At 72.5% G+C, this 23,507-nt stretch carries 27 protein-coding genes; 13 read left to right on the top strand and 14 right to left on the bottom strand.

Translation table 11 applies throughout. From position 1 onward, the window contains the following. Positions 1–47 precede the first annotated feature (47 nt). A complete protein-coding gene (locus O7614_RS05185) occupies positions 48–875 on the top strand; it encodes an SDR family NAD(P)-dependent oxidoreductase (protein ID WP_278142150.1) in 828 nt (275 codons plus the stop codon). 10 nt (positions 876–885) lie between these two features. Beyond that, the gene (locus O7614_RS05180) at positions 886–1,206 is read left to right on the top strand and encodes a hypothetical protein (RefSeq protein ID WP_278137352.1); all 321 of its coding nucleotides are present in this window, start codon (positions 886–888) and stop codon (positions 1,204–1,206) included. On the opposite strand, the gene O7614_RS05175 is transcribed toward O7614_RS05180, so the two are convergent. From O7614_RS05175 to O7614_RS05165, 3 genes are all read right to left on the bottom strand, one after another. Further along, the gene (locus O7614_RS05175) at positions 1,139–2,521 is read right to left on the bottom strand and encodes a hypothetical protein (RefSeq protein WP_278137351.1); all 1,383 of its coding nucleotides are present in this window, start codon (positions 2,519–2,521) and stop codon (positions 1,139–1,141) included. The two genes, O7614_RS05180 and O7614_RS05175, sit on opposite strands and share 68 nt — an antisense overlap. After that, complete coding sequence (locus O7614_RS05170) at positions 2,518–3,045, bottom strand: SigE family RNA polymerase sigma factor (RefSeq protein WP_278137350.1); 528 nt, start codon at positions 3,043–3,045, stop codon at positions 2,518–2,520. The genes O7614_RS05175 and O7614_RS05170 overlap by 4 nt, the downstream gene beginning before the upstream one ends. 64 nt (positions 3,046–3,109) lie before the next feature. Then, on the bottom strand, positions 3,110–4,054 hold the full coding sequence (locus O7614_RS05165; protein ID WP_278137349.1) for a DMT family transporter: 945 nt from the start codon (positions 4,052–4,054) through the stop codon (positions 3,110–3,112). A 106-nt stretch (positions 4,055–4,160) separates the two neighbouring features. Here O7614_RS05165 and O7614_RS05160 point away from each other — a divergent pair, with 106 nt between their 5' ends. Beyond that, positions 4,161–4,886 carry an HAD family hydrolase gene (locus O7614_RS05160; protein ID WP_278137348.1) on the top strand — a complete coding sequence of 242 codons (726 nt, stop codon included), beginning with the start codon at positions 4,161–4,163 and terminating at the stop codon, positions 4,884–4,886. A gap of 8 nt (positions 4,887–4,894) precedes the next feature. On the opposite strand, the gene O7614_RS05155 is transcribed toward O7614_RS05160, so the two are convergent. Beyond that, the gene (locus tag O7614_RS05155) at positions 4,895–5,422 is read right to left on the bottom strand and encodes a hypothetical protein (RefSeq protein WP_278137347.1); all 528 of its coding nucleotides are present in this window, start codon (positions 5,420–5,422) and stop codon (positions 4,895–4,897) included. A gap of 12 nt (positions 5,423–5,434) precedes the next feature. Continuing rightward, positions 5,435–6,304: a PhzF family phenazine biosynthesis protein gene (locus O7614_RS05150; RefSeq protein WP_278137346.1), complete on the bottom strand. Its 870-nt coding sequence runs from the start codon at positions 6,302–6,304 to the stop codon at positions 5,435–5,437. A gap of 33 nt (positions 6,305–6,337) precedes the next feature. Between O7614_RS05150 and O7614_RS05145 the strand changes: the two genes are divergently transcribed. The 3 genes from O7614_RS05145 to O7614_RS05135 all read left to right on the top strand — a co-directional run bounded on the left by O7614_RS05145 (position 6,338) and on the right by O7614_RS05135 (position 9,492). After that, positions 6,338–7,624 (top strand): CBS domain-containing protein, encoded by a 1,287-nt coding sequence (locus O7614_RS05145; protein WP_278137345.1) that lies wholly within the window; start codon positions 6,338–6,340, stop codon positions 7,622–7,624. Then, the gene (locus O7614_RS05140; RefSeq protein ID WP_278137343.1) at positions 7,617–8,267 is read left to right on the top strand and encodes a DUF1003 domain-containing protein; all 651 of its coding nucleotides are present in this window, start codon (positions 7,617–7,619) and stop codon (positions 8,265–8,267) included. The genes O7614_RS05145 and O7614_RS05140 overlap by 8 nt, the downstream gene beginning before the upstream one ends. A gap of 76 nt (positions 8,268–8,343) precedes the next feature. After that, positions 8,344–9,492: an Mrp/NBP35 family ATP-binding protein gene (locus O7614_RS05135; RefSeq protein ID WP_278137342.1), complete on the top strand. Its 1,149-nt coding sequence runs from the start codon at positions 8,344–8,346 to the stop codon at positions 9,490–9,492. A gap of 69 nt (positions 9,493–9,561) precedes the next feature. Here O7614_RS05135 and O7614_RS05130 read toward each other — a convergent pair whose 3' ends face one another. Next, positions 9,562–9,984 carry a preprotein translocase subunit TatB gene (locus tag O7614_RS05130; RefSeq protein WP_278137341.1) on the bottom strand — a complete coding sequence of 141 codons (423 nt, stop codon included), beginning with the start codon at positions 9,982–9,984 and terminating at the stop codon, positions 9,562–9,564. Positions 9,985–10,060: 76 nt separating this feature from the next. Then, positions 10,061–11,329, bottom strand: a complete 1,269-nt coding sequence (locus O7614_RS05125) for a trypsin-like peptidase domain-containing protein (RefSeq protein ID WP_347404394.1) — start codon at positions 11,327–11,329, stop codon at positions 10,061–10,063. Between the two features lie 440 nt (positions 11,330–11,769). Between O7614_RS05125 and O7614_RS05120 the strand changes: the two genes are divergently transcribed. Beyond that, positions 11,770–12,420 carry an O-methyltransferase gene (locus O7614_RS05120; RefSeq protein ID WP_278142148.1) on the top strand — a complete coding sequence of 217 codons (651 nt, stop codon included), beginning with the start codon at positions 11,770–11,772 and terminating at the stop codon, positions 12,418–12,420. Positions 12,421–12,425: 5 nt separating this feature from the next. On the opposite strand, the gene O7614_RS05115 is transcribed toward O7614_RS05120, so the two are convergent. Together O7614_RS05115 and O7614_RS05110 are read right to left on the bottom strand one after the other, a co-directional pair. Further along, entirely contained in the window at positions 12,426–13,880 is a 1,455-nt protein-coding gene (locus O7614_RS05115; protein WP_278137340.1) for a leucyl aminopeptidase family protein, read from the bottom strand. Between the two features lie 148 nt (positions 13,881–14,028). Beyond that, a complete protein-coding gene (locus tag O7614_RS05110; RefSeq protein ID WP_007455245.1) occupies positions 14,029–14,196 on the bottom strand; it encodes a DUF3117 domain-containing protein in 168 nt (55 codons plus the stop codon). Positions 14,197–14,386: 190 nt separating this feature from the next. Between O7614_RS05110 and O7614_RS05105 the strand changes: the two genes are divergently transcribed. Genes O7614_RS05105 through O7614_RS05090 form a run of 4 tightly spaced genes read left to right on the top strand, consistent with a single transcriptional unit; the run spans position 14,387 to position 18,615 of the window. Beyond that, entirely contained in the window at positions 14,387–15,205 is an 819-nt protein-coding gene (locus O7614_RS05105) for a PaaX family transcriptional regulator C-terminal domain-containing protein (RefSeq protein WP_278137339.1), read from the top strand. Positions 15,206–15,209: 4 nt separating this feature from the next. Then, the gene (locus O7614_RS05100; protein ID WP_278137338.1) at positions 15,210–16,001 is read left to right on the top strand and encodes an enoyl-CoA hydratase-related protein; all 792 of its coding nucleotides are present in this window, start codon (positions 15,210–15,212) and stop codon (positions 15,999–16,001) included. 59 nt (positions 16,002–16,060) lie between these two features. Next, positions 16,061–17,359, top strand: coding sequence for a DUF1800 domain-containing protein (locus tag O7614_RS05095; protein WP_278137337.1), 1,299 nt, complete (start codon positions 16,061–16,063; stop codon positions 17,357–17,359). 14 nt (positions 17,360–17,373) lie between these two features. Further along, on the top strand, positions 17,374–18,615 hold the full coding sequence (locus O7614_RS05090; RefSeq protein ID WP_278137335.1) for a DUF1501 domain-containing protein: 1,242 nt from the start codon (positions 17,374–17,376) through the stop codon (positions 18,613–18,615). A gap of 45 nt (positions 18,616–18,660) precedes the next feature. On the opposite strand, the gene O7614_RS05085 is transcribed toward O7614_RS05090, so the two are convergent. Continuing rightward, complete coding sequence (locus O7614_RS05085) at positions 18,661–19,287, bottom strand: hypothetical protein (RefSeq protein WP_278137334.1); 627 nt, start codon at positions 19,285–19,287, stop codon at positions 18,661–18,663. Between the two features lie 13 nt (positions 19,288–19,300). Then, the gene (locus tag O7614_RS05080) at positions 19,301–19,882 is read right to left on the bottom strand and encodes a DNA-3-methyladenine glycosylase I (protein ID WP_278137333.1); all 582 of its coding nucleotides are present in this window, start codon (positions 19,880–19,882) and stop codon (positions 19,301–19,303) included. Between the two features lie 137 nt (positions 19,883–20,019). On the opposite strand from O7614_RS05080, the gene O7614_RS05075 reads away from it, so the two are divergent. After that, positions 20,020–20,913, top strand: a complete 894-nt coding sequence (locus O7614_RS05075) for a sterol desaturase family protein (RefSeq protein ID WP_278137332.1) — start codon at positions 20,020–20,022, stop codon at positions 20,911–20,913. Here O7614_RS05075 and O7614_RS05070 read toward each other — a convergent pair. Next, positions 20,858–21,355, bottom strand: a complete 498-nt coding sequence (locus O7614_RS05070) for an SRPBCC family protein (RefSeq protein ID WP_278137331.1) — start codon at positions 21,353–21,355, stop codon at positions 20,858–20,860. The genes O7614_RS05075 and O7614_RS05070 overlap by 56 nt on opposite strands. Further along, positions 21,352–21,954, bottom strand: a complete 603-nt coding sequence (locus tag O7614_RS05065) for a DivIVA domain-containing protein (RefSeq protein WP_278137330.1) — start codon at positions 21,952–21,954, stop codon at positions 21,352–21,354. Before O7614_RS05065 ends, O7614_RS05070 begins: the two co-directional genes overlap by 4 nt. A gap of 153 nt (positions 21,955–22,107) precedes the next feature. Between O7614_RS05065 and folP the strand changes: the two genes are divergently transcribed. Further along, positions 22,108–22,977, top strand: coding sequence for a dihydropteroate synthase (gene folP / locus O7614_RS05060; protein WP_278137329.1), 870 nt, complete (start codon positions 22,108–22,110; stop codon positions 22,975–22,977). 67 nt (positions 22,978–23,044) lie between these two features. On the opposite strand, the gene ndhC is transcribed toward folP, so the two are convergent. Next, positions 23,045–23,422 (bottom strand): NADH-quinone oxidoreductase subunit A, encoded by a 378-nt coding sequence (gene ndhC / locus O7614_RS05055; RefSeq protein WP_088986508.1) that lies wholly within the window; start codon positions 23,420–23,422, stop codon positions 23,045–23,047. Between the last annotated feature and the right edge of the window lie 85 nt (positions 23,423–23,507).

The raw sequence follows: 23,507 nt of genomic DNA, 5'->3' as shown, positions 1-23,507 counted from the left end.
TTGTGACGCCACGGTAACCTCGCGCCATGACCGGGGTGAATGGACCTGTGGAAGATCTCACTGGGCGCCGACGACTGGTTGTGGTGACCGGGGCCAGCTCCGGCATCGGGTTGGCCGCCGCCGTGCGCCTGGCCTGCCGGGGTGACCGGGTTGCGCTGGTCGGGCGGGACCCGGCGAGGCTCCAGGCCGCCGCGGAACGGGTCCGCGAAAGCTCGGGCGAGCGTCCGGAGTTGTTCCGGGCCGACTTCGCGATCCTCGACGACGTGCGCCGGCTGGCCGGGCAGTTACGGACGACGTACGACCGGATCGACGTGCTCGCCAACAACGCCGGAGCGATCGCGTTGCAACCGCTCACCACCGTCGACGGCTTCGAGATGTCCATCCAGGCCAACCACCTGGCTCCGTTCCTGCTGACCAATCTGCTCGCCGACCGGGTGGACCGGGTCGTGGTGACCGCCTCCGGCGCGCACCGCTTCGGCGCACTGGACCCGGACGACCTGAACGCGCCACTGCGCGGCTACCACTCGACGATCGCGTACGGCACCAGCAAGCAGGCGAACGTCCTGTTCACCGTCGAGGCGGCCCGGCGCTGGCCGACGATGTCGGTGTACAGCTTCCACCCCGGTGTGGTGCGTACCCGGTTCGGCAACGACAGCAGACTGGTGGCGATCGGCATGCGGTTCATGCCGTTCCGCAGCCCGGAGAAGGGCGCCGAGACCCTGGTGTGGCTGGCCAACCAGGATCGCTCACGGCTGGTCGACGGGGGTTACTACGTCGACCGTCGGCTGCGTCGGCCGTACCGGAAGGCCGCCGATCCGCAGCTCGCGGCCCGGCTCTGGGAGGCCAGCGCCAAGGCCGTCGGCATCGATGACTAGCGTGGCCGCCATGCTGACACTCGTCGCGGTCGTCGAGTTCGCCGCCGGCGCGGAGACGGCCGGACAGCGTTACGAGGACGCCGTGCTGGCCCTGCTCGAACGACACGGCGGCCACCTCGACCGCCGGCTGCACGGCACCGACGGGCAGACCGAGGTGCACGTGATCCGGTTCGACTCCCGGGCCGGGTACGAGTCGTTCCTCGCCGACCCGGACCGGGCGGCCCTGCGGAGCGCGCTCGGCGACGCCGCCCCGACCACCCGGGTCATCGAGGTGCACGAGCCAGTCGCCGGTCACGCCAGCGACGGAGCATCGCCAACACAGGCCGGGTGACGAGAACCGCGAGGACGAATCCCACAGCGAGGGCCCAGAACGGTGGCGGCCCGTAGTGGGGGCGGCCGGACTCGCGTACCGCCCCGCTGATCGCGAGGTCGGCGGCGACCGACAGGTCGGTGATGCCCTCCGGGGTCCGGAAGAGCACGTCCGGGGCTGTCGCGCCCCGGCGGAGCACCACGAGTTCCACGGCCTCCGTGCCGACCTCGTGATACGGCCCCCACGCGATGTCGTGCTCCTCCGGGAGGTCCTCCGCCTGTGGCCCCGGCACGCCGACCAACGCGACAGCCTCGTCCGCCGAGCGCCAACCGAGCAGTTGCACGAACGATCGAGAGCGCAACGGCGGGAACGCCGTACCGGCCGACGGGGTGCCGTCGACGGTGGACAGCAGGGTCAGGGTCCAGGTGCGCCGGTAGGACAGCACCGGGCAGTCGGTGCAGGTGGACCGGCCCAGGACCGCCACCGACCGCCCGCCCGGCAGCCAGGAGCCGGCACCGGCGAGCCGCCCGCCGGCCAGCGGCAGCTTCCGGTACGGCTGGGCGAGCCGATCCGCGCCCGCGTCACCCACCCGGGTCAGCCAGACCTCGTCGCGGACCTGGAGGGCGAGGTCACCGCCGTCCGGCGACAGCGCGGCCGTGCGCCCCGGCGGGATCCAGGCGGTGTCGACAGGCACCCGCAACACGTCCGTCCCGCGATCCCGGTCGTAGACCCCGACGTACGGGGTGGAGTAGGTGTTCGGGGACGTGAACGTGGTGTCGGGGTCGGCGTAGACCAGGCGTTTCCCGTTCGGCCCGAAGGCGAGCGGGTAGCCGTCCGGGCGGTTCGAGGTGGTCTTTCCGGATTTCAGGTCGACCAGGGAATCGCCCACCCAGGCGTACCGGCCGTCCGGGGAGAGCAGCGCCTCGAAACCCGCCACGGCCGGATCGCCGTCCAGCACGCGGTAGCGGTCGTCGTCCGCGGCCACCACACCCATCCGCGTCTCGAACCAGTCGGTGCGCACGGCGGGACCTCCGAAGAGCATCGCCGCCACGCCAGGTGCCGAGTAACCCACCGAGGCCGTCCGCAGCGGCGGGTCGACCAGCTTGGTCGGTAGGCCGGGGGTGTCGTGACGCGGGCCGGCGGGCAGGGGCAGGGCCACCGGGTGCAGCGCGTACCCGGTGCCGAGAAGGAGGACCAGGACGGCGAGCGCGCCGGCGACGACGGCCCGGCGACGACGGTGCCGGGTCCGCGCCGCGTCGAAGAGCCCGTCCGGTACGCGCGCGGGCGGCACGTCGGCGGCGAGACGGCGCAGCGCCTCGGAGAGTCGGGCGGTCATCGGGAGGTCACCTCCTGCGGGCTCCGGCCGACGAGTTCGGCCAGCTCCGGGGCGAGCACCCGCAGCCGGCGAAGGGCGTGCCGGGTCTGACTCTTCACCGTGCCGACCCGGCAGCCGAGCAGTGCTGCCGTCTCCGTCTCGGTGCGGTCCTCGTAGTAGCGCAACACGAGGACCGCGCGCTGCCGCACGGTCAGCCGGGCCAACGCCGTCCACAGCACCAGCCGGACCTCGGCGTCGTCGCCCGGGTCGGGACGTTCCGGCACGACGCCGTCCAGCCGCTCGGGCGGACGGGCCCGTCGCCAGCGCCACCAACTGGCCGCCTGGGTGCAGAGCACCCGCCGCAGGTAGGCGTGCGGGTCTGCGACCCTCTCCCACCGCACCGCGACCCGAGCCAGTGCCACCTGGACCAGGTCCTCGGCATGGTGCCGGTCACCGGTCAACAGGTACGCGAGCCGGGTCAGCCCGGCGGTCTCGGCCCGGACGAAGTCGGCGAAACTGTCCCGGGTGCGGTCCTCAGTCGTCAACGGATCGCCCTCCTCACCGGGATAGACGCGCGGCGGGTCCGTCACGGAGGGAACCAGCGGGCGATCAGTCGTGGAGCGGGGTCGGGTCGGTGGGCAGCGCGGTGGGTGCGGCGCGACGACCGCCGAGCACCACCACCGCCACGCCGGCCAGCAGCAACGCCATCCCGAGCAGCGCGTACGGGCGGGGAACCTGACCCAGCCAGGCCCACCCGAGCAGTGCCGCGCCGGGCGCCTCCAGCAGGATCAGCACGCTCACCGTGGTCGCCGGGATCTTCTGCAGGGCGTAGTTGAACATCGAGTGCCCGAGCAGTTGGGCGCCGGCCACCAGGGCCAGGATGGCCAGCCAGGTACGCCCGTCGAACCCGGTCAGCCGTACGCCGCCGACCAGGCACATGGCCAGCAGGATGAGGGCGCAGATCCCGTAGCAGATGGTGGTGTACGTGGTCGTGCTGATGCTCGTCCGGGCCCGTTCGCCGAAGGCGGTGTAGACGGCGGCGAACATCGCGCCGGCCAGCGCCAGCACGTCGCCGAGGACGGCCCGGCCGGAGACCCCCACGTCCACGCCGGTGGCGACCGCCGCCCCGCCGACCGCCACCGCGATGCCGATCCACACGATCCGGGGCAGCCGACGCCCCTGGGCGCGGGCGATCAGCCCCTGCCAGACCGGCTGGGTGGCCACCAACGCGGTGGACGTGGCGACGGTGGTGAGCTGGGCGCTCGGCACCCAGGTGGCGAAGTGACCGGCCAGCGCTACCCCGGACAGGACACAGAACAGGCCCTCCCGGCGGCCCACGCCGATGGTCAGCCGACGGAACTCGGCACGACGCCGGGCCAGCGAGAACGGGCCCAGCACGGCAACCGCGAGCAGGTTGCGCCAGAACGCGATGGCCAGCGCGGGCGCGGCGGCGTACGCGATCAGCGGCGCGGACGACGACACCGCGACCACGGCCAGGCCGACCGCTCCGGTGGTCAGCGGATCCAGGGACGGCCGGTGTGAAGGTGGGGGCACGGGTCGTAATCCTCACACGTATGACGGTCAGCACGGAGGGTCATCACTCCGTTACGATCACGCAGATCGGCGCCGGCGACCCTCGACCGCCTGGAGGCGCTCCACCATGCCCACCTACCAGGCGGTGCTGTTCGACTTCTTCGGCACCCTGACCCACTCGGTGCAGCGCGGCGTCGCGCACGCCGGCACCGCCGAGCTGCTCGGCTGTCACACCGACACGTTGACCGAGGTGCTGGACCGTACGTACTACGAACGGGCCACCGGCCTGCTCGGCAACGCGGAGGCGACCCTGCGCTGGGTGTGCGCCCAGGCCGGCGTACACCCCAGTGACCATGCGGTGCGGGCGGCCGTGGCGTCCCGACACCGGGCGGTCCGCGCGGACACCTGGCTGCGGGCCGACGCCGTGCCGGTGCTCGCGGCCCTACGCCAGCGCGGCCTGCGCACCGGCGTGATCAGCGACTGTACGCACGAACTGCCGGCCTTCCTGCCACAGCTCGCCGTCGCTCCCCTGCTCGACGTGCGGGTCTTCTCGGTGCAGCTCGGGCGGTGCAAACCGGATCCGGAGCTCTACCTGACCGCCTGTCGGCGACTCGGGCTGGCCCCCGGCGACTGCCTGTACGTCGGCGACGGCGGCAGCCAGGAGTTGACCGGCGCGGAGCGGGCCGGGATGACCGCCGTCCGGCTCGCCGCACCGGACCTGGCCACGCACATGGTGTTCAACGCCGACCTGGACTGGCGCGGGCCAACACTCGGCACCCTGGGCGAGGTGCTCGCCCTCGTCGACACCGAAGCCGACGCCGAGGTGGTGGCGGTGGGTGGCCGGACGGGGTGACGCGCCGATCAGCGACGACGGACCCGATGCAGGCGGAACGGCTTGCGGGTGGCCCGGACCGCCGGGGTGGCCCGGGGTGGCTCGGCCTGCGCGTCGGCCGGCAGCTCGGTGCCGGCCAGCGGCGTTCCCGCCGGCGCGAGCCGGTTCACCGCGCACCCCTCGGCAGCCCAGCGGGCCACCAGGTCGGCGGTCGGGCCGGGAGCGTTGAGACGCTTCGCCGCCACCAACGGCGCGATGGTGTCCCACTCCTCGGTGCCCGGCTGCACCCGGCTCACCCTCGCCGACCAGGTGACGATCCGGCCACCGTGGTCGCCGCGCAGGGAGACCTGCGCCTCGGTCGCGTCGGCCAGACCCGGCGCCGCCTGCTCGCCCGGCCCGCTGACCACCAGGAGCGCACCCTCGAGTGGAGCGCACCAGAGCGCGAGCGCCGGCCCGCCCGAGACGCTCACCCAGGCCACCGCGGCCTTCTTCATCGCCTCGTCGACCAGCGGCGTCGACCCGTGCGCGTCGTCAGTCACAGTCGCATCCTCCCGCATCGACGTCTGGGATCAGCCAACGAATGGCGGGACGGCGATCTCGCCCCGGGCGACCGGCATCACCTGGCCGGCGACCGTCGCTCCGACCGCCACCCCGTTCGACGCGGTGACCGTGCAGGCCAGCGCCGACGGACGGTTCATCTCCACACCCTGACGCACCGCGTAACGGGACAGCCCCTCACCGAGCAGCAGACCCGTCGCCACCAGCCAGACACCCAGACCGAGCGCCGCCGAGCCGGTCGCCGGGTCCTCCGGAATACCGATCCCCGGCACGAAGACCCGGGCGTGCGCGGTTTGCGCGGCCCCGTCCCAGGAGAAGACGCTGACGTGCGACACCCCGTACCGCTGCGCCGCAGCCGCGTCCACCCGGGCGCGGGCCACCGCCTCCGGGCGCACCGGCAGGTACGGGAACTCCAACCCGCAGCCGGCGACGCGTGGAGCTGGGCCGACGTGGTCCTCCGCGGCCAGCCCCGCGATCTCCAGCAACGGCTCCGGATCCAGCTCCGGCCCGAGGGTCGGTGTGCCGCCGGTCAGCGTCGCCCCGGAGGCGGTCACCTCGATCGGCAGCACCCCGGCATGGCACTCCTGGGTGACCTGCCCCACACCGAACATGCCCCGCCGGCTCGCGGTGACCGCCGCACCGACACTGGGGTGCCCGGCGAACGGCAACTCCTCCACCGGAGTGAAGATCCGGGCCCGGTAGGTGACGCCAACCTGGGTCGGAGGCAGCACGAACACCGTCTCGGAGAGGTTGAACTCCAGCGCGAGCGCCTGCATCTGCTCGGTGGCCAGCCCCTCCGCGCCGAACACCACGGCCAGCGGGTTGCCGGCGAAGGGGCGGTCGGTGAAGACGTCCACGATCTCGTAGGCCAAGGTCGACATGTTGATAAACACTAGGCGCTTAGGCTGGTGCCCGTGAGCACGCCGACCCGGGTCTACATCGCCCGTCTCGCCGGAGTCGCCGTCTTCGATCCGAACGGTGACCAGGTGGGCCGGGTCCGTGACGCCGTGGCACGGCTCCGGGCGACGAAACGTCCGCCGGAGGTGGTGGGCCTGGTCGCGGAGATGCCGATGCGTCGTCGGATCTTCCTGTCCATCAACCGGATCACCTCCATCGACGCGGACGCCGTCGTGCTCGGCTCCGGCACCCTCAACCTGCGCCGGTTCGAGAAGCGCCCCAACGAGTTGCTGGTGCTCCAGGAACTGCTGGACCGCCGGGTGCAACTCGACCCGGGCGGCCAGCCCGGCGCGGTGGTGGACGTCGCCATGGAATGCTCCCGGGGCGGCGAGTGGTCACTGACCCGGGTCGCCGTACGGGAGCAGACCGGGCGACTCACCCGCCGAGGTCACCTGCACCAGGTCGAGTGGGACCGGGTGCGCGGGCTCAGCGGCATCGCCGACAACCGGGGTACGGCGAACCTGCTCGCCGTCCTGGAGGACATGCGCCCCGCCGACCTGGCCAACGCGTTGCAGGACCTGCCCGACGCACGACGCAACGAGGTGGCGGCCGCGCTGGACGACGAGCGGCTGGCCGACGTGCTCAGCGAGTTGCCGGAGCACGACCAGGTGGAGATCCTCGCCGCCCTCGACCGGGAGCGCGCCGCCGACGTCCTGGAGGAGATGGACCCGGATGACGCCGCGGACCTGCTCAACGAGCTGCCCCCACCGGAGCAGGACGTGCTGCTGGACCTGATGGAGCCCGACGAGGCGGACCCGGTGCGTCAGCTGCTCAAGTACACGCCGGGCACGGCGGGCAGCGTGATGACGTCGGAGCCGGTCATCCTGCCGCCGGACGCCACCGTCGCCGAGGCGCTGGCCCGGATCCGGGAGCCGCAACTCTCCCCCGCCGTCGCCGCGCAGGTCTTCGTGACCCGGGCACCGCAGAACACGCCGACCGGCCGCTACCTGGGCATGGTGCACTTCCAGGCGCTACTGCGCGAACCACCCGCCGACCTGCTCGGCAAGGTGGTGGTCAACGACATCGACCCGCTGCGCCCCACCACCCCGCTGCCGGAGATCACCCGTCGGATGGCCACCTACGACCTGGTCGCCATGCCGGTGATCGACCGGAACAACCGGCTGGTCGGCGCCGTGACCGTGGACGACGTGCTGGACCACTCGCTGCCCCGGGACTGGCGGGACCGGGACGCCCTGCCCGCCCCGGGCGCCACCGACCCTGTGCTGGATGGCGTGGATGGCTGAGCAGCGGCGAACCGAACGGCTGGACCAACCACGCGAGCCGCGGGGCATCAAGCTGCCCCGGTTCGACGCGGAGGCGTTCGGCCGGTGGTCGGAGGGCATCGCCCGGGGCATGGGCACCGCGAACTTCATCGTGGTCATGACGGTGGTCATCACCATCTGGTTCGTCTGGAACACGTTGGCGCCGGCAGACCTGCGCTTCGACCCGTACACGTTCACGTTCCTGACCCTGGTGCTGTCGTTGCAGGCCAGCTACGCCGCACCACTGATCCTGCTGGCCCAGAACCGGCAGGCCGACCGGGACCGGTTGGCGTTGGAGGAGGACCGGCGGCGGGCCACCGCGCAGAAGGCGGACACCGAGTACCTGGCCCGCGAGATCGCCGCGCTGCGGATCGCGCTGGGTGAGGTCGCCACCCGCGACTTCCTCCGTTCCGAGCTGACCCGGCTGGCCGAGGAACTGGACGAGGCCGGGCAACGCCGGCAACGACTGGAGCGCCGCCAGCAGGAAAAGGACAGCCGGCAGGAGCGACGTGGCCAGCGCCCGACCGACGGTGTCAGCCTGGACGAACCCCGCGACGACCTGGACGGCGACTTCACCCGCGGCGCCCGGCCGGACGGCACCGGGCCGCGCCGGTCGGAGGGTTGACCGCCGCGTCATCGATTGGCTCACACCGCCCCGGGCAGCGGCGGCAGCGGATGCCCCGCGACGTAGCATTGCGGGCATGTCAGCACCCGTGAGCACCGTCGAGGACGCGATCCAGGCCGCCCTGGCCACCGTCAACGACCCGGAGATCCGCCGGCCCATCACCGAGCTGGGCATGGTCCGCTCCGCCACGATCGCTGCCAGCGGCGTCGTACGCGTCGAGCTGCTGCTCACCGTCGCCGGATGCCCACTCAAGGACAAGCTGCGCACGGACATCACCGCCGCCGTCGCCGCAGTGCCCGGCGTCACCGGCGTGGAGATCGACTTCGGGGTGATGACCCCCGAGCAGCGGCAGTCGCTGCAGTCGCAGCTGCGCGGCGGTGGCGCCACCGAGGAACCGGTCATCCCGTTCGCCCAGCCCGGCTCGCGGACCCGCGTGTACGCGGTGGCCAGCGGCAAGGGTGGCGTCGGTAAGTCCAGCGTGACGGTCAACCTGGCGGCGGCGCTCGCCGCGCGTGGGCTCTCCGTCGGTGTGGTCGACGCGGACATCTACGGCCACTCGGTGCCCCGGATGCTCGGCGCGGACGGCCGACCCACCCGGGTCGAAGACATGATCATGCCGCCGCAGTCGCACGGCGTGAAGGTGATCTCCATCGGCATGTTCACCTCCGGCAACGCCGCCGTGGTGTGGCGCGGCCCGATGCTGCACCGGGCGTTGCAGCAGTTCCTGGCCGACGTCTACTGGGGCGACCTGGACGTGCTCCTGCTCGACCTGCCCCCGGGCACCGGTGACGTGGCCATCTCGCTGGCCCAGTTGCTCCCCAACTCGGAGATCCTGATAGTCACCACCCCGCAGACCGCCGCCGCCGAGGTGGCCGAGCGGGCCGGTGCGATCGCCCTGCAGACCCATCAGCGCGTGGTCGGCGTCATCGAGAACATGTCCTGGCTGGAGCTGCCGGACGGCTCCCGGATGGAGATCTTCGGTGCCGGCGGTGGCACGGCCGTCGCCGAGTCACTGAGCCGGACCATCGGCGCCCAGGTGCCGCTGCTCGGGCAGATCCCGCTGGACACCCGGGTCCGCGAGGCCGGCGACGCCGGCAACCCGATCGTGCTGGCCGAGCCGGAGTCCCCGGCCGCTCAGGCGCTCGGCACGATCGCCGACCGGCTCGCCGTCCGCCGTGAGTCGCTGCTCGGCAAGCCGCTCGGCCTCAAGCCCGCTGGGCGCTGAGCCCCTGATCGACGACGCCCCGCCGGCCACTCGGGCCTGCGGGGCGGTTTCGTCTCTGTGCCGTGCCGGTCAGGTGGCGTCGTCGTAGCTGACGCGGGGGGCTGGCGCCGACGGGCTGCTGGTGGCCGTGCTGGGCCGGGAGCCGCCCGAGCGCAGGTCCGCGGAGTTGGCCACGTCCTTCAGGTCGTCGTGCACGCTGCCGACATCGGCGCGGAGGTTGTCGTAGACGCCCTGCAGCGGCTTGCGGATCGCCGCCTCGTCCTCCTCGCTGAGGAGGTGCTTGCGGATGAACGCCTTCGGGTGCAGATCCTCCAGCTGGATGTCGGTGCCCAGCTCTCGACTCAGGTCGCCGGTGGCGTTGCGAGCCATGTTGCGCAGGTTGCGCACCAACCGCAGGCCGTCGGTGATGACTGCGGGCAGCCGGTCGCCGAAGATCAGCAGCGCCAGGAGCAGCAGCGCTCCGATCTCCCACCAGTTCAGGTTGTCGAGCATCCCGTTGGCCTCCTCTCGGCGTCAGCAGCAAGACTACGCACGCCGGGCGGCGTTCGGGCAAGGGGTGAGCCGCTGTTCACTTCGCGTCCGCGGCGAGTCGTACCGAGGTGTTCTGCCGCGCGGAGCCGCGCCGAAACTCGACGGTAACCACGGACCCTGGCGCGTACTTGCGCACCAACGCGGTCAGGTCGGTCGGCTCGGTCATCGGCCGCCCATTGATCTTGAGAATCACGTCGCCGACCTTCAACCCGGCGCCGTCCGCCGGGCCGGACGGCTCCACCTCCGCCAGCCGCAGGCCACCCCCGACAACTCCGGTCGGGCCGTCCACCCGGGCGCCGATCACCGTACGCCGGGCCTTGCCGGTGCCGATGATGTCCTGGGTCACCCGCTTGGCCTGGTTGATCGGGATGGCGAAGGCGAGACCGATGTTGCCCGCCTCCTGCCCCTCGGCGACCAGCGACTTGATGGTGGAGTTCACTCCGACCACCCGCCCGGCGCCGTCGACCAACGGGCCGCCCGAGTTGCCGTGGTTGACCGCGGCGTCGGTCTGGATGGCCGCGTAGTAGCGCACCGGCCCGCCCGGCTCGCCCGCCTGCATCGTCCGGTCCAGAGCACTGACGATGCCGGCGGTCACGGTGTTGGCCAGCGACAACGGTGAACCGATGGCGAGCACCGGGTCGCCGACGGCCAACGCGTCCGAGTCGCCGAATTCGACCGCCCGCAACCCGGGACGACTCACCTTGATCACGGCGATGTCCGACTCCGGGTCCTGACCGACGATGGTCGCTGGAGCGCTGCTGCCGTCGTTGAAGACCACCGAGGCCTTGCCGGTGCCGCCGGCCACCACGTGGTCGTTGGTGATCACATGGCCGTCGGCGGTGGCGATGAAGCCGGAGCCCTCGCTGGTCCCGCCGAGGCTGCTCACCCGGACGGTGACCACGCTGGGCAGGACACGTTCGGCGACACCGGCCAGTGACTCCGGCTTTCGCTGGGCCAGCGCCGGCACCTCTGCCGGCGCACCGCCGAGCACCGCCCCACCCGCACCGCCACGCACCGCGAACGCGTAACCCAGCGCCCCGCCGAGGGTGCCGGCCAGGAGGGCGGTGATCACGGGGATGAGCAGCAGGTGACGCAGCGCCGGTCGGCCCGGCGCGTCCGGATCGGTGACCGCCTCGGGCTCGGCGCCGGCCATCACCGGCCCGGGCACCACCACTGCGGTCGGCGCAGCCGGGTCTCGCCATGGATCGGCGAGCGCGTCCGACCACCAGGGCGACGCCCCAGCCGGGCCGGGCACCCCGCCTGCTGTCGGTGCCGGCCAACTCGGCGGCGGCGTGGCGTTCGGCACACCCGCCACCGACGGATGCCCTGGTGCCGGCCAGTTCGGCGAGGGCGCACCAGCCACCGGCGGAGACCCTGGCGCCGGCCCGCCTGGCGGCAGGATGGACGCGTTGCCCGCCTCCGGCGTGGTCGGCGGCCCGGCCGGAGGGTTCCCCGCCCCGGGCGGTCCCGCCGGAGTCTCACCGCCCCGGCGCCAGTCCCAGCCGTCGGTCACGTCGGTGCCTCCCAGTCCGTCCCCGGATCCCGCGCCGCGTCGCCCGGCCACGGGCCGGTTCGGTCGCGGCTGACGGGATACCGCCTCCAGGATTGCACGGATGTACGCGGTGCAGTCACCGGTTGCCCCGGTGATCGCGACAGACGGAGGCGCGGCTGCGCCCCACGGCGGTCGCCTCTACGCTCACAGTGCCAACCCGCCCCCGCACCACGCACCGCCCCCGGAGGTGCCCCATCGCCACGGTCGCCGGTTCCGGCAGTTCGACGGCCCAGGCTCAGCAGTTCGCCGAGTCGTACGTCGCCGAGGATCTTGTCCTGCGCACCGCCCGCAGCCTGGCCCGGGAGGTGGGCCTCGACGCGGTCACCCCCGGTGCGGGAGCGGCGCTGCGGCTGCTGGCGGCCGCCGGCAACGCGCGCGCCGTGGTGGAGATCGGCACCGGCACCGGGGTGAGCGGGGTCTGGTTGCTGCGCGGCATGCGCGCGGACGGGGTGCTCACCACCATCGACGTGGAGGTGGAGCACCAGCGGATCGCCCGACGGATCTTCGCCGAGGCGGGCTTCGCGGCCGGACGAACGCGGATCATCACCGGTCGTGCGCTCGACGTGCTGCCCCGGCTCGCCGACGGCGCGTACGACCTGGTGTTCGTGGACGCGGAGGCGACCGGCTTCCACGCCTGCGTGGAGGCGGCGCTGCGGCTGTTGCGCCCGGGGGGCGTGCTCGCACTCAACGGTGTGCTCGCCAGCGGCCGGATCGGTGACCCGGCTGCTCGGGACGCGGAGACGGTGACGGTCCGCGAGACGATCAAGGCGGTCCGGGAGTCGGAGCACTGGATTCCCGCGCTGCTCCCGGTCGGGCACGGGCTGCTCGCCGCGGTGAAGTGCTGACCTGGTCAGTCGACGCTGGCCAGCCAGCGCAGCAACCACCGGACGCCCCAGCCGGTCGCGCCCCGGCTGACCTCGGCGTGGTCGCCGTCGGCCCAGGACGGGGCGGACATGTCCAGGTGCAGCCAGCGGTCCCGTAGTTCGCCGGTGAACTCGCGCAGGTAGAGGGCGGCCAGCACCGAACCGGCACCCTGTGCCGGGGCGCTGTAGAGGTCGGCGATCTCGCTGCCCAGGTGTTCGACGTAGTCGGTGTGCAGTGGCATCCGCCACGCCGACTCGCCGGCCGCCTCCGCTGCGGCCAGCACGTCCGTGGCCAGTTGGTCGTTCTCGCTGTACAGAGCGGCGGTGCGCTTGCCCAGGGCCACGGCGTTGGCACCGGTGAGGGTGGCGAGGTCGAGCAGCAGGTCCGGCTTGAGCTGCTGCACCGCGTAGGCCAACGCGTCGGCGAGGACCAGTCGGCCCTCGGCGTCGGAGTTGGTCGTCTCGCTGGTCGTCCCGCCGTAGTGCCGGATGACGTCACCGGGTCGGAACGCCGCGCCGCTGACCATGTTCTCGGCGAGCGGGGCCAACGTGGTGACCCGGACCGGCAGCCGCAATTCGGCGGCTCCCAGGGTGGCGGCGACGACCGCGGCCGCGCCGGCCATGTCCTTGCGCATCAGCTTCATCGCCGGCACCGGCTTGATCGAGATGCCGCCGGTGTCGAAGGTGATCCCCTTGCCGACCAGCACCACGTGGGTACGGGCGTCGGCCGGGTGCCAGTCCAGCTCGACGAGCCGGGGGCCGCTGGCCGAACCACCTCCCACGGCGAGGATGCCGCCGAAGCCCTCGTCGGCCAGTTCGGCCGGCCCGCGGACCCGCAGTCGCAGGTCCGGCAGGTCGGCTGCGGCGGAGGCCACCTGGTCGGCGAACCACTGCGGGGTCTTCACCGAGGAGGGGGTGTTGGTCAGGTCACGGGCGAGATGGGTCATCGCCGCGGTGGTCCGGGCGGTGGCGATGGTGGTCTCGAACACGGTCGGGTCGGCGAGCAGAAGGTCGACGCTGTCGAGCGTCGGCGCGGTGCCGGCCTCGGTCATTCGGAACCGGTACGAGGCGAGCAGCAGCCCTTCGGTGAACCCACGGACTGCGGCCGGAGTCACCCCGACCGGAAGCGCGATGGTGATATGCGTCTCATCCGTGGTGGAGCGGGCCAGCGCGGCACCGGCCGTCCGCCACGCTGCCTCGCCACCGTCGCCGACGCCGAGCAGGAGCATCCGGCCGGGGGTGCGACCGGGGCGCAGCTGAGTGTGGATCTCGCCGGCCCGGCCGGTCAGTCGGGCCGCCGGCACCAGTGCGGCGGCCTCGTCGGCGGTGCCGTCCGGAGGTGCCACCGCAGTCGGAACGACCTCGGCCGAATCGGCGGCACGGACAGGCAGGACGAGGACGTCGAGCCGGTCGGGCTCGGCGATCAGACGGATGGCGAGCACGCGGGACCGTACCTCCAGGGAAGTTTCGCGGAGCGGAACCGAACCCGCCTACCCGCACCGATGAAGACCCTGAGCCACCGGCGGTACCGGTGGCTCAGGGTCCGAAAGAACGCTCCGGGCGACGTACGCCGCCCGGACCACTCCATACTCAGCCGGCCGCTGCCTTCAACGCGTCACCGAGCGCGTTGGCCTCGTCGGGAGTCATCTCGACGACGAGCCGGCCACCGCCCTCCAGCGGGACCCGCATGACGATGCCCCGACCCTCCTTGGTGACTTCCAGCGGACCGTCGCCCGTCCGCGGCTTCATCGCCGCCATGTTGTCTCCCCTCAGACCTACACCAGGGTCGGTGGGTTGCCCCACAGCCACTTCGTCACGACCACCCGCAACGGTCACGGGGGCGTCGACCAACGATTTTCCCTGATGAACACCGCCGGACCCAAACCGGAGCAGCATTGATGTAACAGCATCTAGCTTATCTTGAGAAGGCCTGTCACAATGTGCGGTCATGCAGGCACGGTCGGCACTCTTCGACCTGTACGGCGACCACCTCCGTCCGAGGGGTGGCCGGGCACCGGTCGCTGCCCTGGTCAAGCTACTAGCACCGCTGGGAATTGCGCCGCCCGCCGTTCGCACCGCCGTGTCCCGGATGGTGCGCCAGGGTTGGCTCGAACCTCTCCGGTTGGTCTCCGGACCGGGATATTCGATCACACCGAAAGCAGCGCGACGGCTCGACGAGGCAGCGGCCCGGATCTACCGAACCGGCCGGGTCACCTGGGACGGCCGATTCGATCTGCTGGTGCTGGAGGCCCCCGGCTCCCGGCGGGACCGGCAGCGGCTCGCGGCCAACCTGAGCTTCCTCGGCTACGGCACGCTCGACGAGCAGACCTGGGTCGCCACCCGCCCGGCCGACGACGTGGACCTGCTCCTCGCCGAGGCCGGCATTCGGTTCGAGCGGTTCACCGCCGCCCACTTCGCCGGCACCCCCGGCGCGATGGGCGTGGTCCGGCGCGCGTGGAACCTGACCGAGATCGGCCGAGCCTACGAGCGGTTCGTCGCGGACCAGCGCCCACTGCTCGCGGCGGTCACCGTGCGTAGCAGCGACGAGGAGGCGTACGCGACGCGGTTCCGACTCGTGCACGCGTGGCGTACGTTCCTCTTCCGGGACCCGCAACTGCCCCCGGCGCTGCTGCCCGAGCGCTGGCCCGGCACCGCCGCGGCCAGCTTCTTCGACCGGCACGCGGCACGTCTGCGTCCGGCCGCCGACCGGTACGTCGAACAGTGCCTCGACGCCGGCAACCGCATCGTCCGACAGAAGGGTCGTTAGACACGTGACCGAGCCGCTGCTGGTCGACCGGACCGACGCCGTCGTCACCCTCACGCTGAACCGGCCGACCGCGATGAACGCGTTCGACGTGGCGCTCAAGGAGGCGCTGCGGGACGCCCTCGCGGAGCTGGAGACCGACCGGTCCTGCCGTGCGGTCGTGCTGGCCGGGGCGGGCGGTTCGTTCAGCGCCGGTCAGGACCTGCGCGAACACGTGTCGACCCTGGAAAACTCCGGCAGCGACCCCCTGGCCACCGTGCGGGCGCACTACAACCCGATCGCCGCCCGGCTGGCCAACCTGCCCAAGCCGGTGATCGCCGCGGTCCGTGGGATGGCCGCCGGGGCCGGCGCGTCGCTGGCGTTCCTCGCCGACATCCGCATCGGCGGTCCGAGCACCAGTTTCCTGATGGCCTTCGCCAAGGTGGGTCTCGCCGCCGACACCGGCGCCTCCTGGACGCTGCCTCGACTGGTCGGCCACGCCAAGGCGGTGGAGTTGCTGATGCTGGCCGAGCCGGTGCGCGCCGAGGAGGCCTGCCGGCTGGGGCTGCTCAATCGACTGACGGACGACGACGAGCAGGTGCTGCCGGCTGCCCAGGAGCTGGCCGCCCGCCTCGCCGCCGGCCCCACGGTCGCGTACGGGGCGATCAAGCGACAACTCTCCATCGCCGACGCCGGCACCCTCGCCGACGCCCTCGCGGCCGAGGCGCAGGCCCAGTCGATCTGTGGTGCCACCGCCGACCACCGAGCGTCCACCCTCGCCTTCGTCGGCAAGCAGAAACCGGTCTTCGAGGGACGCTGAACGCGATTCGGACGCCACCCTTACCGTCCTCGAACACGGGCCGCCTAACGTCAGCCGTCATGAGCGATCGTGAAGCGGTGGCGCACCTGCTGCGCCGGGCCACCTTCGGGCCTACCGCCGACGAGGTGGACGCGGCCGAGCGGGCCGGCCCGGCAGCGACGTTGGACCGCCTGCTCGACCCGGGGCGGGCCGACCGGGGTGCGGCGGCCACCCCGCCGCCGACACTGGCCCCGGACCCGTACGCCGCACTGACCAAGGAATCCACCCGGGAACAGCGGCAGAAGGCCAATGCGGAGCGCCGCGAGCAGCTCCAGCAGATCACCGGGTGGTGGCTGGACCGGATGGTGGCCGCCGAGGACGGGCTGACCGAGAAGCTGCTGTTCTTCTGGCACGGGCACTGGGCGACCAGCGCTCAGAAGGTCAAGTCCGCGCGGCCGATGATGGGGCAGTTGGACACACTGCGCCGGCACGGGCGGGGCCCGCTGGGCCCGCTGGTCGACGCGATGGTGCGCGACCCCGCCCTGATCATCTGGCTGGACGGGCAGAAGAACACCCGCAAGGCACCGAACGAGAACCTCGCCCGCGAGCTGATGGAGTTGTTCACCCTCGGCATCGGCAACTACACCGAGGCGGACGTGAAGGCCGGCGCGCGCGCCCTGACGGGCTGGGCGATCGATCGGCGGACCGGGGTGGCCCGCTTCGAGGCCAAGCGACACGACCCCGGTGAGAAGACCATCCTCGGTCAGAGCGGCCGGTTCGACGCCCCGACCTACGCCGCGCTGCTGGCCGCCCAACCCGCGGCGGCGACGTTCGTCGCCGGGCGGCTCTGGTTCCGCTACGCCGGTACGGACGTCCCGGCACCGGAAGGTCTGGCCGGCGCGGACACCGTGGCGACCCTGCGCGCGATCTTCTCCTCGCCAGCCTTCGCGCAGACCCGGGGCACGCTGGTCAAGCAGCCGGTGGAGTGGTTGGTGGGGGCGCTACGGCAGCTCGGCATCCGCCCGTCCGCCCTGCCCGAGCAGCAACGCAAACAGTTGCTGGGCAGTCTCAACGCCCTGGACCAGGTGCCGCTGCGGCCACCCAGCGTGGGCGGCTGGCCGGCCGGGGCGGCCTGGCTGACCACCTCGTCGTTGCAGGCCCGGCTACGGACAGCCGGGATGCTCGCCGCCGCCACGGCGCCGGCGGTGCTGGCCCGCCTGACCGCCGCGCCCACCGCCGGCCGGCCGGACGCGTTGGCCCGACTGCTGGTGGTCGACGGCTGGGGCGCGCGCACCCGCGCCGCCCTCACGCCGCTGGCCGGCGAGCCCCGCAAGCTGCTGGCCGCCGGCCTGGTCAGCCCCGAATACACAGTCAGCTGAGCGGAGGAGTCGACATGGACACCCTGACCCGACGCAGGTTCCTGCTGACCAGCGGGGTGGTCGGCGCGGGCGCGCTGGCCGCCGGCGCCGGCGCGTACACCCTGCGGGACCTGTTGGACACCAGCGGCGACCGCGATCCGGAGGCTCGCACGCTGGTGCTGGTGACCCTCTACGGCGGCAACGACGGGCTCAACACGGTCATCCCGTACGGCGACCCGGCCTACCGGGCGGCACGCCCCGAACTGGCGTACCCGGACAACGAGGTACGCCGGCTGGACGACGGCTTCGGCCTCAACCCGGCCCTGGAGGGTCTGCACCAACGCTGGTCGAAGGGTGGGCTGGCGATCGTGCGCGGGGTCGGCTACCCGAAGCCGGACCGCAGCCACTTCCGGTCGATGGACATCTGGCACACCGCCCAGCCGGACCGGCCGGGCAACACCGGATGGCTGGGGCGTTGGCTGGACCGGGCCGGCGGCGACCCCCGGCTGGCGGTCTCCTTCGAGCCGGCGCTGCCACCGCTGTTGGCCGGGGCGCAGAGCGCCGGTGCCGCAGTGCCGGTGACCGACCGCAAGGCCGCCAAGGGGCTGTCGGCGGAGACGCTGAAGGCTTTCGAAGCGGCCGAGCCGGGTGAATCCGCCGCTCGGGCCCGGGCTGCCGCCTGCTTCGCCGACCTACGGTCGGTGGACGACATGATCCGCCAGGTACGCGACTCCGCCGACCCCGACACGGCCGACCCGGACGGCGAGCAGGCCCCCGCCACGGCCACCGGTGGGGCACGCACGCCGTTGGACGCGCAGCTCGACCTGGTCGCGCAGTGCGTCGAGGCGGGAGTGTCCACCCGGGCCTTCTCGGTGTCGCTCGGTGGCTTCGACACGCACGCCGACGAGAAACAGTTGCAGGCCGTCCTGCTGGGTCAGCTGGACCGGGCGTTGACCGGGTTCGCCGACCGGATGAGTCGCACCGAGGCGGGCCGGAAGGTGGTGGTGGCGGTCTACTCCGAGTTCGGCCGCCGGGTCAAGGCCAACGCCTCGGACGGCACCGACCACGGCACCGCCTCGGACGTGCTGCTGCTCGGCGCGGGTGTGCGCGGCGGTTGGCACGGCGACGCGCCCAGCCTCACCGACCTCGACGACGGCGACCTGAAATACACCACCGACTTCCGGGACGTCTACGCCACGTTGCTCGAACGCGTGCTGGACACCGACCCGGGCCCGGTCCTCGCCGACTGGAAGGGCCGCCTGGACAAGCTCTTCTAGGGCGCGTTCTGGACGTGCTGGCCGGCCGACACTTCCAAAAACGCCCTAGTCGTCCTCTTCCGGGTCCTGGTTGGCCTCCGCGCCCAGCACGAACGCCTGCATGGCCAGCTCGTCGCCGGCCGGTGACACGAAGGCGGGCAGCTCACGCGGGCCGAGCTCCTGCACGTAGGACCAGAACAGCCGGACCGCCTCGGCCGGCGTGCCGGCCTCGATCGGCAGGTCGAGGCTGACCAGCCAGGTGCGCCGAGCCGGCGGCGGGCCGAGCTGGTCGGCCAGCGCCCGGAAGGCCGCCGGCTCCAGTGCGCTGACCGGCCCGTCGAGCGTCAGCAGGTCGGCCGGCACCGGCTCGTCGAAGGCCCGACGGGTGTACGCCACGACCAGCGCCCCCGGCTCGACCCCGGACTGCGGGTCGTCCGGGTCCTCCTGGTGACGTCGTCCCGCTGCGCTGACCCGGCCGAGCGCCACCACCAGCCGTGGTGGCGCGTCGACCAGCACCGCCACCTGGTCTCCCGGGCCCGGTCGGACGGCGTCGGGCAGACCGGTCAACTCCAACGTGTCGTGGTGCACGAGCCGCTCGGCTTCGTACCGCTCGGCGGGCAGCAGCACGGCCCAGGTGCCCACCCGGTCGGCTCGGCCGGACCCGCCGGCCCGGTACGCGGTCTCGGTCGTCATGCCTGCCATCCCATCATGTCGCCGCGGGGAGGGTGACGTGACAGCCGACGATGTGATCGTCGACCATGCCGGTGGCCTGCATCAGGGCGTACGCGGTGGTCGGCCCCACGAACCGGAAGCCGCGCTTCTTGAGGGCCTTGGCCATCGCCGTCGACTCGGCGGTGATCGGCGCCAGCTCGGCGAACGAGGCGGGACGGGCCGGCCGGCGCTCCGGCGCGAAGGACCACAGCAGCGCTGACAACCCCTCCGGCAGCTCGAGCGCGGCACGGGCGTTGGCGATCGCCGCCTCGATCTTGGCCCGGTTGCGGACGATGCCGGCGTCGGCGAGCAGCCGGGTCACGTCGGAGTCGTCGTATCCGGCGACGGTCGGGATGTGGAACTCGTCGAAGGCCAGCCGGAACGCCGGGCGCTTACGCAGGATGGTCAACCAGGACAACCCGGACTGGAACGCCTCCAGCGTCATCCGCTCGTAGAGCGCGTCGTCGCCGTGCAGCGGCCGCCCCCACTCGGTGTCGTGGTAGACCGCGTAGTCGGGGGTGCTCGACCCCCACGCGCAGCGAGCCAGCCCGTCGGCGCCGATCACCAGGTCCGTCACCTCGTACACGCTAGGGCATCGCACCGACGCCCCATTGCCACCTGCCGCTCGGCTGCCTATGGTGCTTGTTACCGACCGGTAAGTCGGGGTCACCCAGGGGTGCGCCCCGGCCGGCGACGGCGAGCGGAGGCCGCGCGATGAAGGAGTTCCCGGACGTCATCGCCTGGTCGATCCCGGCCTTCGTGCTGCTCATCGTGCTGGAACGGGTCTCCTACCTGCTGCACCGCGACGACGACGAGGTCGGTTACGGCGGCGCGGACACCGCGACCAGCCTGGCGATGGGTCTGGGCAGCGTCTTCACCGACCTGCTCTGGAAGGTGCCGATCGCCGCCGCGTACGCGCTGCTCTACGCGCTCACCCCGCTGCGGGTGGCCGAGATCTGGTGGACCTGGCCGCTGATCCTGCTCGCGCAGGACTTCTGCTACTACTGGTCGCACCGCGGCCACCACGTGATCCGGATCCTCTGGGCCTCGCACGTGGTGCACCACTCGTCGGAGCGGTTCAACCTCTCCACCGCACTGCGCCAGCCGTGGACCGGGCTGACCAGTTGGGTCTTCTACATCCCGCTGATCCTGGCCGGCGTGCACCCGGCGGTGGTGGCGTTCTGCGGGTCGGTCAACCTGCTCTACCAGTTCTGGATCCACACCGAACGCATCGAGAAGATGCCGCGCTGGTACGAGGCGGTGTTCAACACCCCCTCGCACCACCGGGTGCACCACGCCTCGCAGGGCGGCTACCTGGATCGCAACTTCGGCGGCATCCTGATCGTCTGGGACCGACTCTTCGGCTCGTTCGCGCCGGAGCGGGAGCGCTGCGTGTACGGCCTCACCAAGAACGTGGGCAGCTACAACCCGGTGCGGGTGGCCTTCCACGAGTACGCCTCGATCGCCCGGGACCTGCGCGCCGCGGTGACCTGGCGCCATCGGGCGGGGTACCTCTTCCGAGCGCCGGGCTGGCAGCCGGCACCGGGTGTGGTCAGGGCAGCCGGCCCTGCTCGACCAGACGGGCGAACCTCTTCAGCGCCTGGGTGAGGCCGATCTTGGAGCCGGGCCAGAGCAACGGCCAGGCCACCCGACCGGCCCGACCGCCCGGCAGGTGGAACCACTCGTGCCAGACCACCTGGGTGCGGGCCCGACCCAGCTGGGTGCAGCGGAGCACCCCCGGGCCACGCAGCAACTGACCGTGGTGCACCACGCCGATCTCGTACGGTTCGTCGACCCGGACCACCCGCATCTCGTCGCGCAGCGTGGCCCGACCGAGCGCGGTCACCGCCTCGATCCGGCTGCCCTCGCGCCCGTCGCCCTCGACCACCCGCACCCGGGTGAACGGGATCCAGTCGGACTGACGTTCCCAGGCGAGCAGCGCGGCGAAGACCTGTGCCGCCGGGGCGTCGACGATCACCGTGGCGGTCACCTCACCGGCACCGGGTTGGGCCGCCTCCCGAAGATCGTCGACGCCTCCGGGGTCGGTCACGCCGTCTCCGACCGGACCACCGTGTCGCGCTGCCCGGCGCCTTCGGTCTGCTCGCCGTCTGCCGGCTCGTCGCCGGTCGGCGCCACGGCCGGCGCGACCCCGTCCGAATCCGTCGGGGACGAGGTGGCGGAGGGCAGCTCTGCCGCGCCGGCCGAGCCGACGGGCGCCGAGCCGGAGCCGGCGTCCCCGTCCAGCGGCACATCCCCGCCCGGCTTCGCCGCGTCTTCAGTCGTCACCTTGCTGGCGGACTGTTCGCGGGCCTGTCGCAGCGCGTCCGCGTCTTCGGTGCGCCCCTCACGCAACGCGGTGACCTCCGCTTCCAGCACGCCGATCAGCTCCGACTTGTAGCCGATGTCGTAGGCGGCGCGACGCATCGCCTGATCGACCTGAGCCATCCGGTACCCGCGCAACCCGGTGTCGAAACGGACCGCCCCCACGTCGGATTCGCGTAGCGGTCGGGTGCCGGGCAACGCCACGGCCTGCGAATCCGGCTCGGCGGCCACCAGGCCGGGATCACGACCGCTGACCAGCACCGTCACGCCGAAAACCACCGCCGCGACGGTCAATGCCACGACCAGGAGGAGCAGAAGCTGACCCATGTACTGATCGTGGCATGGCAGCGAGCCGGGAGCGACCCCGCCACCCGCACCGATCATGATCGGTGCGGACGCCCGCCCACAGTTCCGCTCCGACGACCGACTAGCGTCGGGTTCGGCCGCCGCGGCGACGGCGCGGACTCTCAGGAGGCGGGCATGGCGGGGGCGCTTCGGCTGGGTGGGCGCACGTTCGCCCCCGGTGAGCTGGTGGTCATGGCCATCATCAACCGCACGCCGGACTCGTTCTTCGACCGAGGCGCCACCTTCGCCGCCGACAACGCGCTGCGCGCGGTCGAGCGGGCGGTGCGCGAGGGCGCGGCCATCATCGACATCGGCGGCGTCAAGGCCGGTCCGGGCCTGGACGTGGACGTCGCCGAGGAGATCCGGCGCACGGTGGACACGATCGCCGCGGTCCGGGCCGCGTTTCCGGAGGTGGTGATCTCCATCGACACCTGGCGAGCCGAGGTGGCGACGGAGGCCGTGGCCGCCGGCGCCGACCTGCTCAACGACACCTGGTCGGGTGCCGACCCGGCGCTGGCCCGGGTGGCCGCGCAGACCGGCGCGGGGCTGGTCTGCGCGCACGCCGGCGGCCTGGTCCCCCGGACCAGACCGCACCGGGCCGCCTTCGACGACGTGGTCGCCGACGTGGTCGCGACGGTGACCGGGCTCGCCGAACGAGCGGTCGCGGAGGGGGTACGCCCCGACGGAATCCTGATCGACCCGGCACACGACTTCGGCAAGAACACCCGGCACTCCCTGGAGATCACCCGTCGACTGGACGAGCTGACCACGACCGGCTGGCCGGTGCTGGTGGCGCTCTCCAACAAGGACTTCGTCGGGGAGACGCTGGACCTGCCGGTAGCCGAACGCCTGGAGGGGACGCTCGCCGCGACGGCGGTGTCGGCCTGGCTGGGCGCTCGGGTCTTCCGGGCCCACCAGGTCGGCCCGACCCGTCGGGTGCTGGACATGGTGGCCTCGATCCGGGGTGACCGCCGGCCGGCAGCGACTCGTCGGGGCCTTGCCTGACCGGTCGTCGCCGTAACCGACCGCGAACGGCCGGGTCGACCGGCACGATCGCCGGAGGTCGCGACGCTCAGGTCCAGCGCAGGATGTTCCTGCGCCACGCGTAGAGGATGCCGAGCGCGAGCACCGCCACGAACACCGCCATCTCCACCACCGTCACCAGACCGAAGCCCGGCCGGTCGAAGACCACCGCCCACGGGAAGAGGAACACCGCCTCGACCGCGAACAGCACGTACAGGTACGCGTAGACGTAGTAGCGGATCTGCATCTGCGCCCAGTCCGCACCGACCGGGTCGAGCCCGCACTCGTAGCTGGCCCGCTTGCCGGGCGGATCGGCCGGACGGGCCGGGCGTAACACCCGGTTGGCCGAGAACGCCGTAACGAAGAACAGGACGCTGGCGAGCAGCAAGAGCCCGAGCGTCGCGTACGAGCCCAGGTATCCGGTCACAGTCCGGGAGCCTACCGTCCGGCCGGAAGCGCCGTCCCGAACACGTTACGAATTTGTTTCCAGGCGGGACTAGTGCACCAGGGCA

The organism is Micromonospora sp. WMMD961 (assembly GCF_029626145.1).
Classification (GTDB): domain Bacteria; phylum Actinomycetota; class Actinomycetes; order Mycobacteriales; family Micromonosporaceae; genus Micromonospora.
Note: the sequence above shows the minus strand (reverse complement) of the source record. Positions and strands in the feature narration are given on the sequence as shown.

Excerpts from the sequence above, each read along its gene's own strand:
- O7614_RS05180 (WP_278137352.1), top strand. The coding sequence starts at position 886 with ATGCTGACACTCGTCGCGGTCGTCGAGTTCGCCGCCGGCGCGGAGACG.
- O7614_RS05175 (WP_278137351.1), bottom strand. The coding sequence starts at position 2,521 with ATGACCGCCCGACTCTCCGAGGCGCTGCGCCGTCTCGCCGCCGACGTG.
- O7614_RS05160 (WP_278137348.1), top strand. The coding sequence starts at position 4,161 with ATGCCCACCTACCAGGCGGTGCTGTTCGACTTCTTCGGCACCCTGACC.
- O7614_RS05155 (WP_278137347.1), bottom strand. The coding sequence starts at position 5,422 with ATGCGGGAGGATGCGACTGTGACTGACGACGCGCACGGGTCGACGCCG.
- O7614_RS05150 (WP_278137346.1), bottom strand. The coding sequence starts at position 6,304 with ATGTCGACCTTGGCCTACGAGATCGTGGACGTCTTCACCGACCGCCCC.
- O7614_RS05140 (WP_278137343.1), top strand. The coding sequence starts at position 7,617 with ATGGCTGAGCAGCGGCGAACCGAACGGCTGGACCAACCACGCGAGCCG.
- O7614_RS05135 (WP_278137342.1), top strand. The coding sequence starts at position 8,344 with ATGTCAGCACCCGTGAGCACCGTCGAGGACGCGATCCAGGCCGCCCTG.
- O7614_RS05130 (WP_278137341.1), bottom strand. The coding sequence starts at position 9,984 with ATGCTCGACAACCTGAACTGGTGGGAGATCGGAGCGCTGCTGCTCCTG.
- O7614_RS05110 (WP_007455245.1), bottom strand. The coding sequence starts at position 14,196 with ATGGCGGCGATGAAGCCGCGGACGGGCGACGGTCCGCTGGAAGTCACC.
- O7614_RS05105 (WP_278137339.1), top strand. The coding sequence starts at position 14,387 with ATGCAGGCACGGTCGGCACTCTTCGACCTGTACGGCGACCACCTCCGT.
- O7614_RS05095 (WP_278137337.1), top strand. The coding sequence starts at position 16,061 with ATGAGCGATCGTGAAGCGGTGGCGCACCTGCTGCGCCGGGCCACCTTC.
- O7614_RS05090 (WP_278137335.1), top strand. The coding sequence starts at position 17,374 with ATGGACACCCTGACCCGACGCAGGTTCCTGCTGACCAGCGGGGTGGTC.
- O7614_RS05085 (WP_278137334.1), bottom strand. The coding sequence starts at position 19,287 with ATGACGACCGAGACCGCGTACCGGGCCGGCGGGTCCGGCCGAGCCGAC.
- O7614_RS05075 (WP_278137332.1), top strand. The coding sequence starts at position 20,020 with ATGAAGGAGTTCCCGGACGTCATCGCCTGGTCGATCCCGGCCTTCGTG.
- O7614_RS05065 (WP_278137330.1), bottom strand. The coding sequence starts at position 21,954 with ATGGGTCAGCTTCTGCTCCTCCTGGTCGTGGCATTGACCGTCGCGGCG.
- folP (WP_278137329.1), top strand. The coding sequence starts at position 22,108 with ATGGCGGGGGCGCTTCGGCTGGGTGGGCGCACGTTCGCCCCCGGTGAG.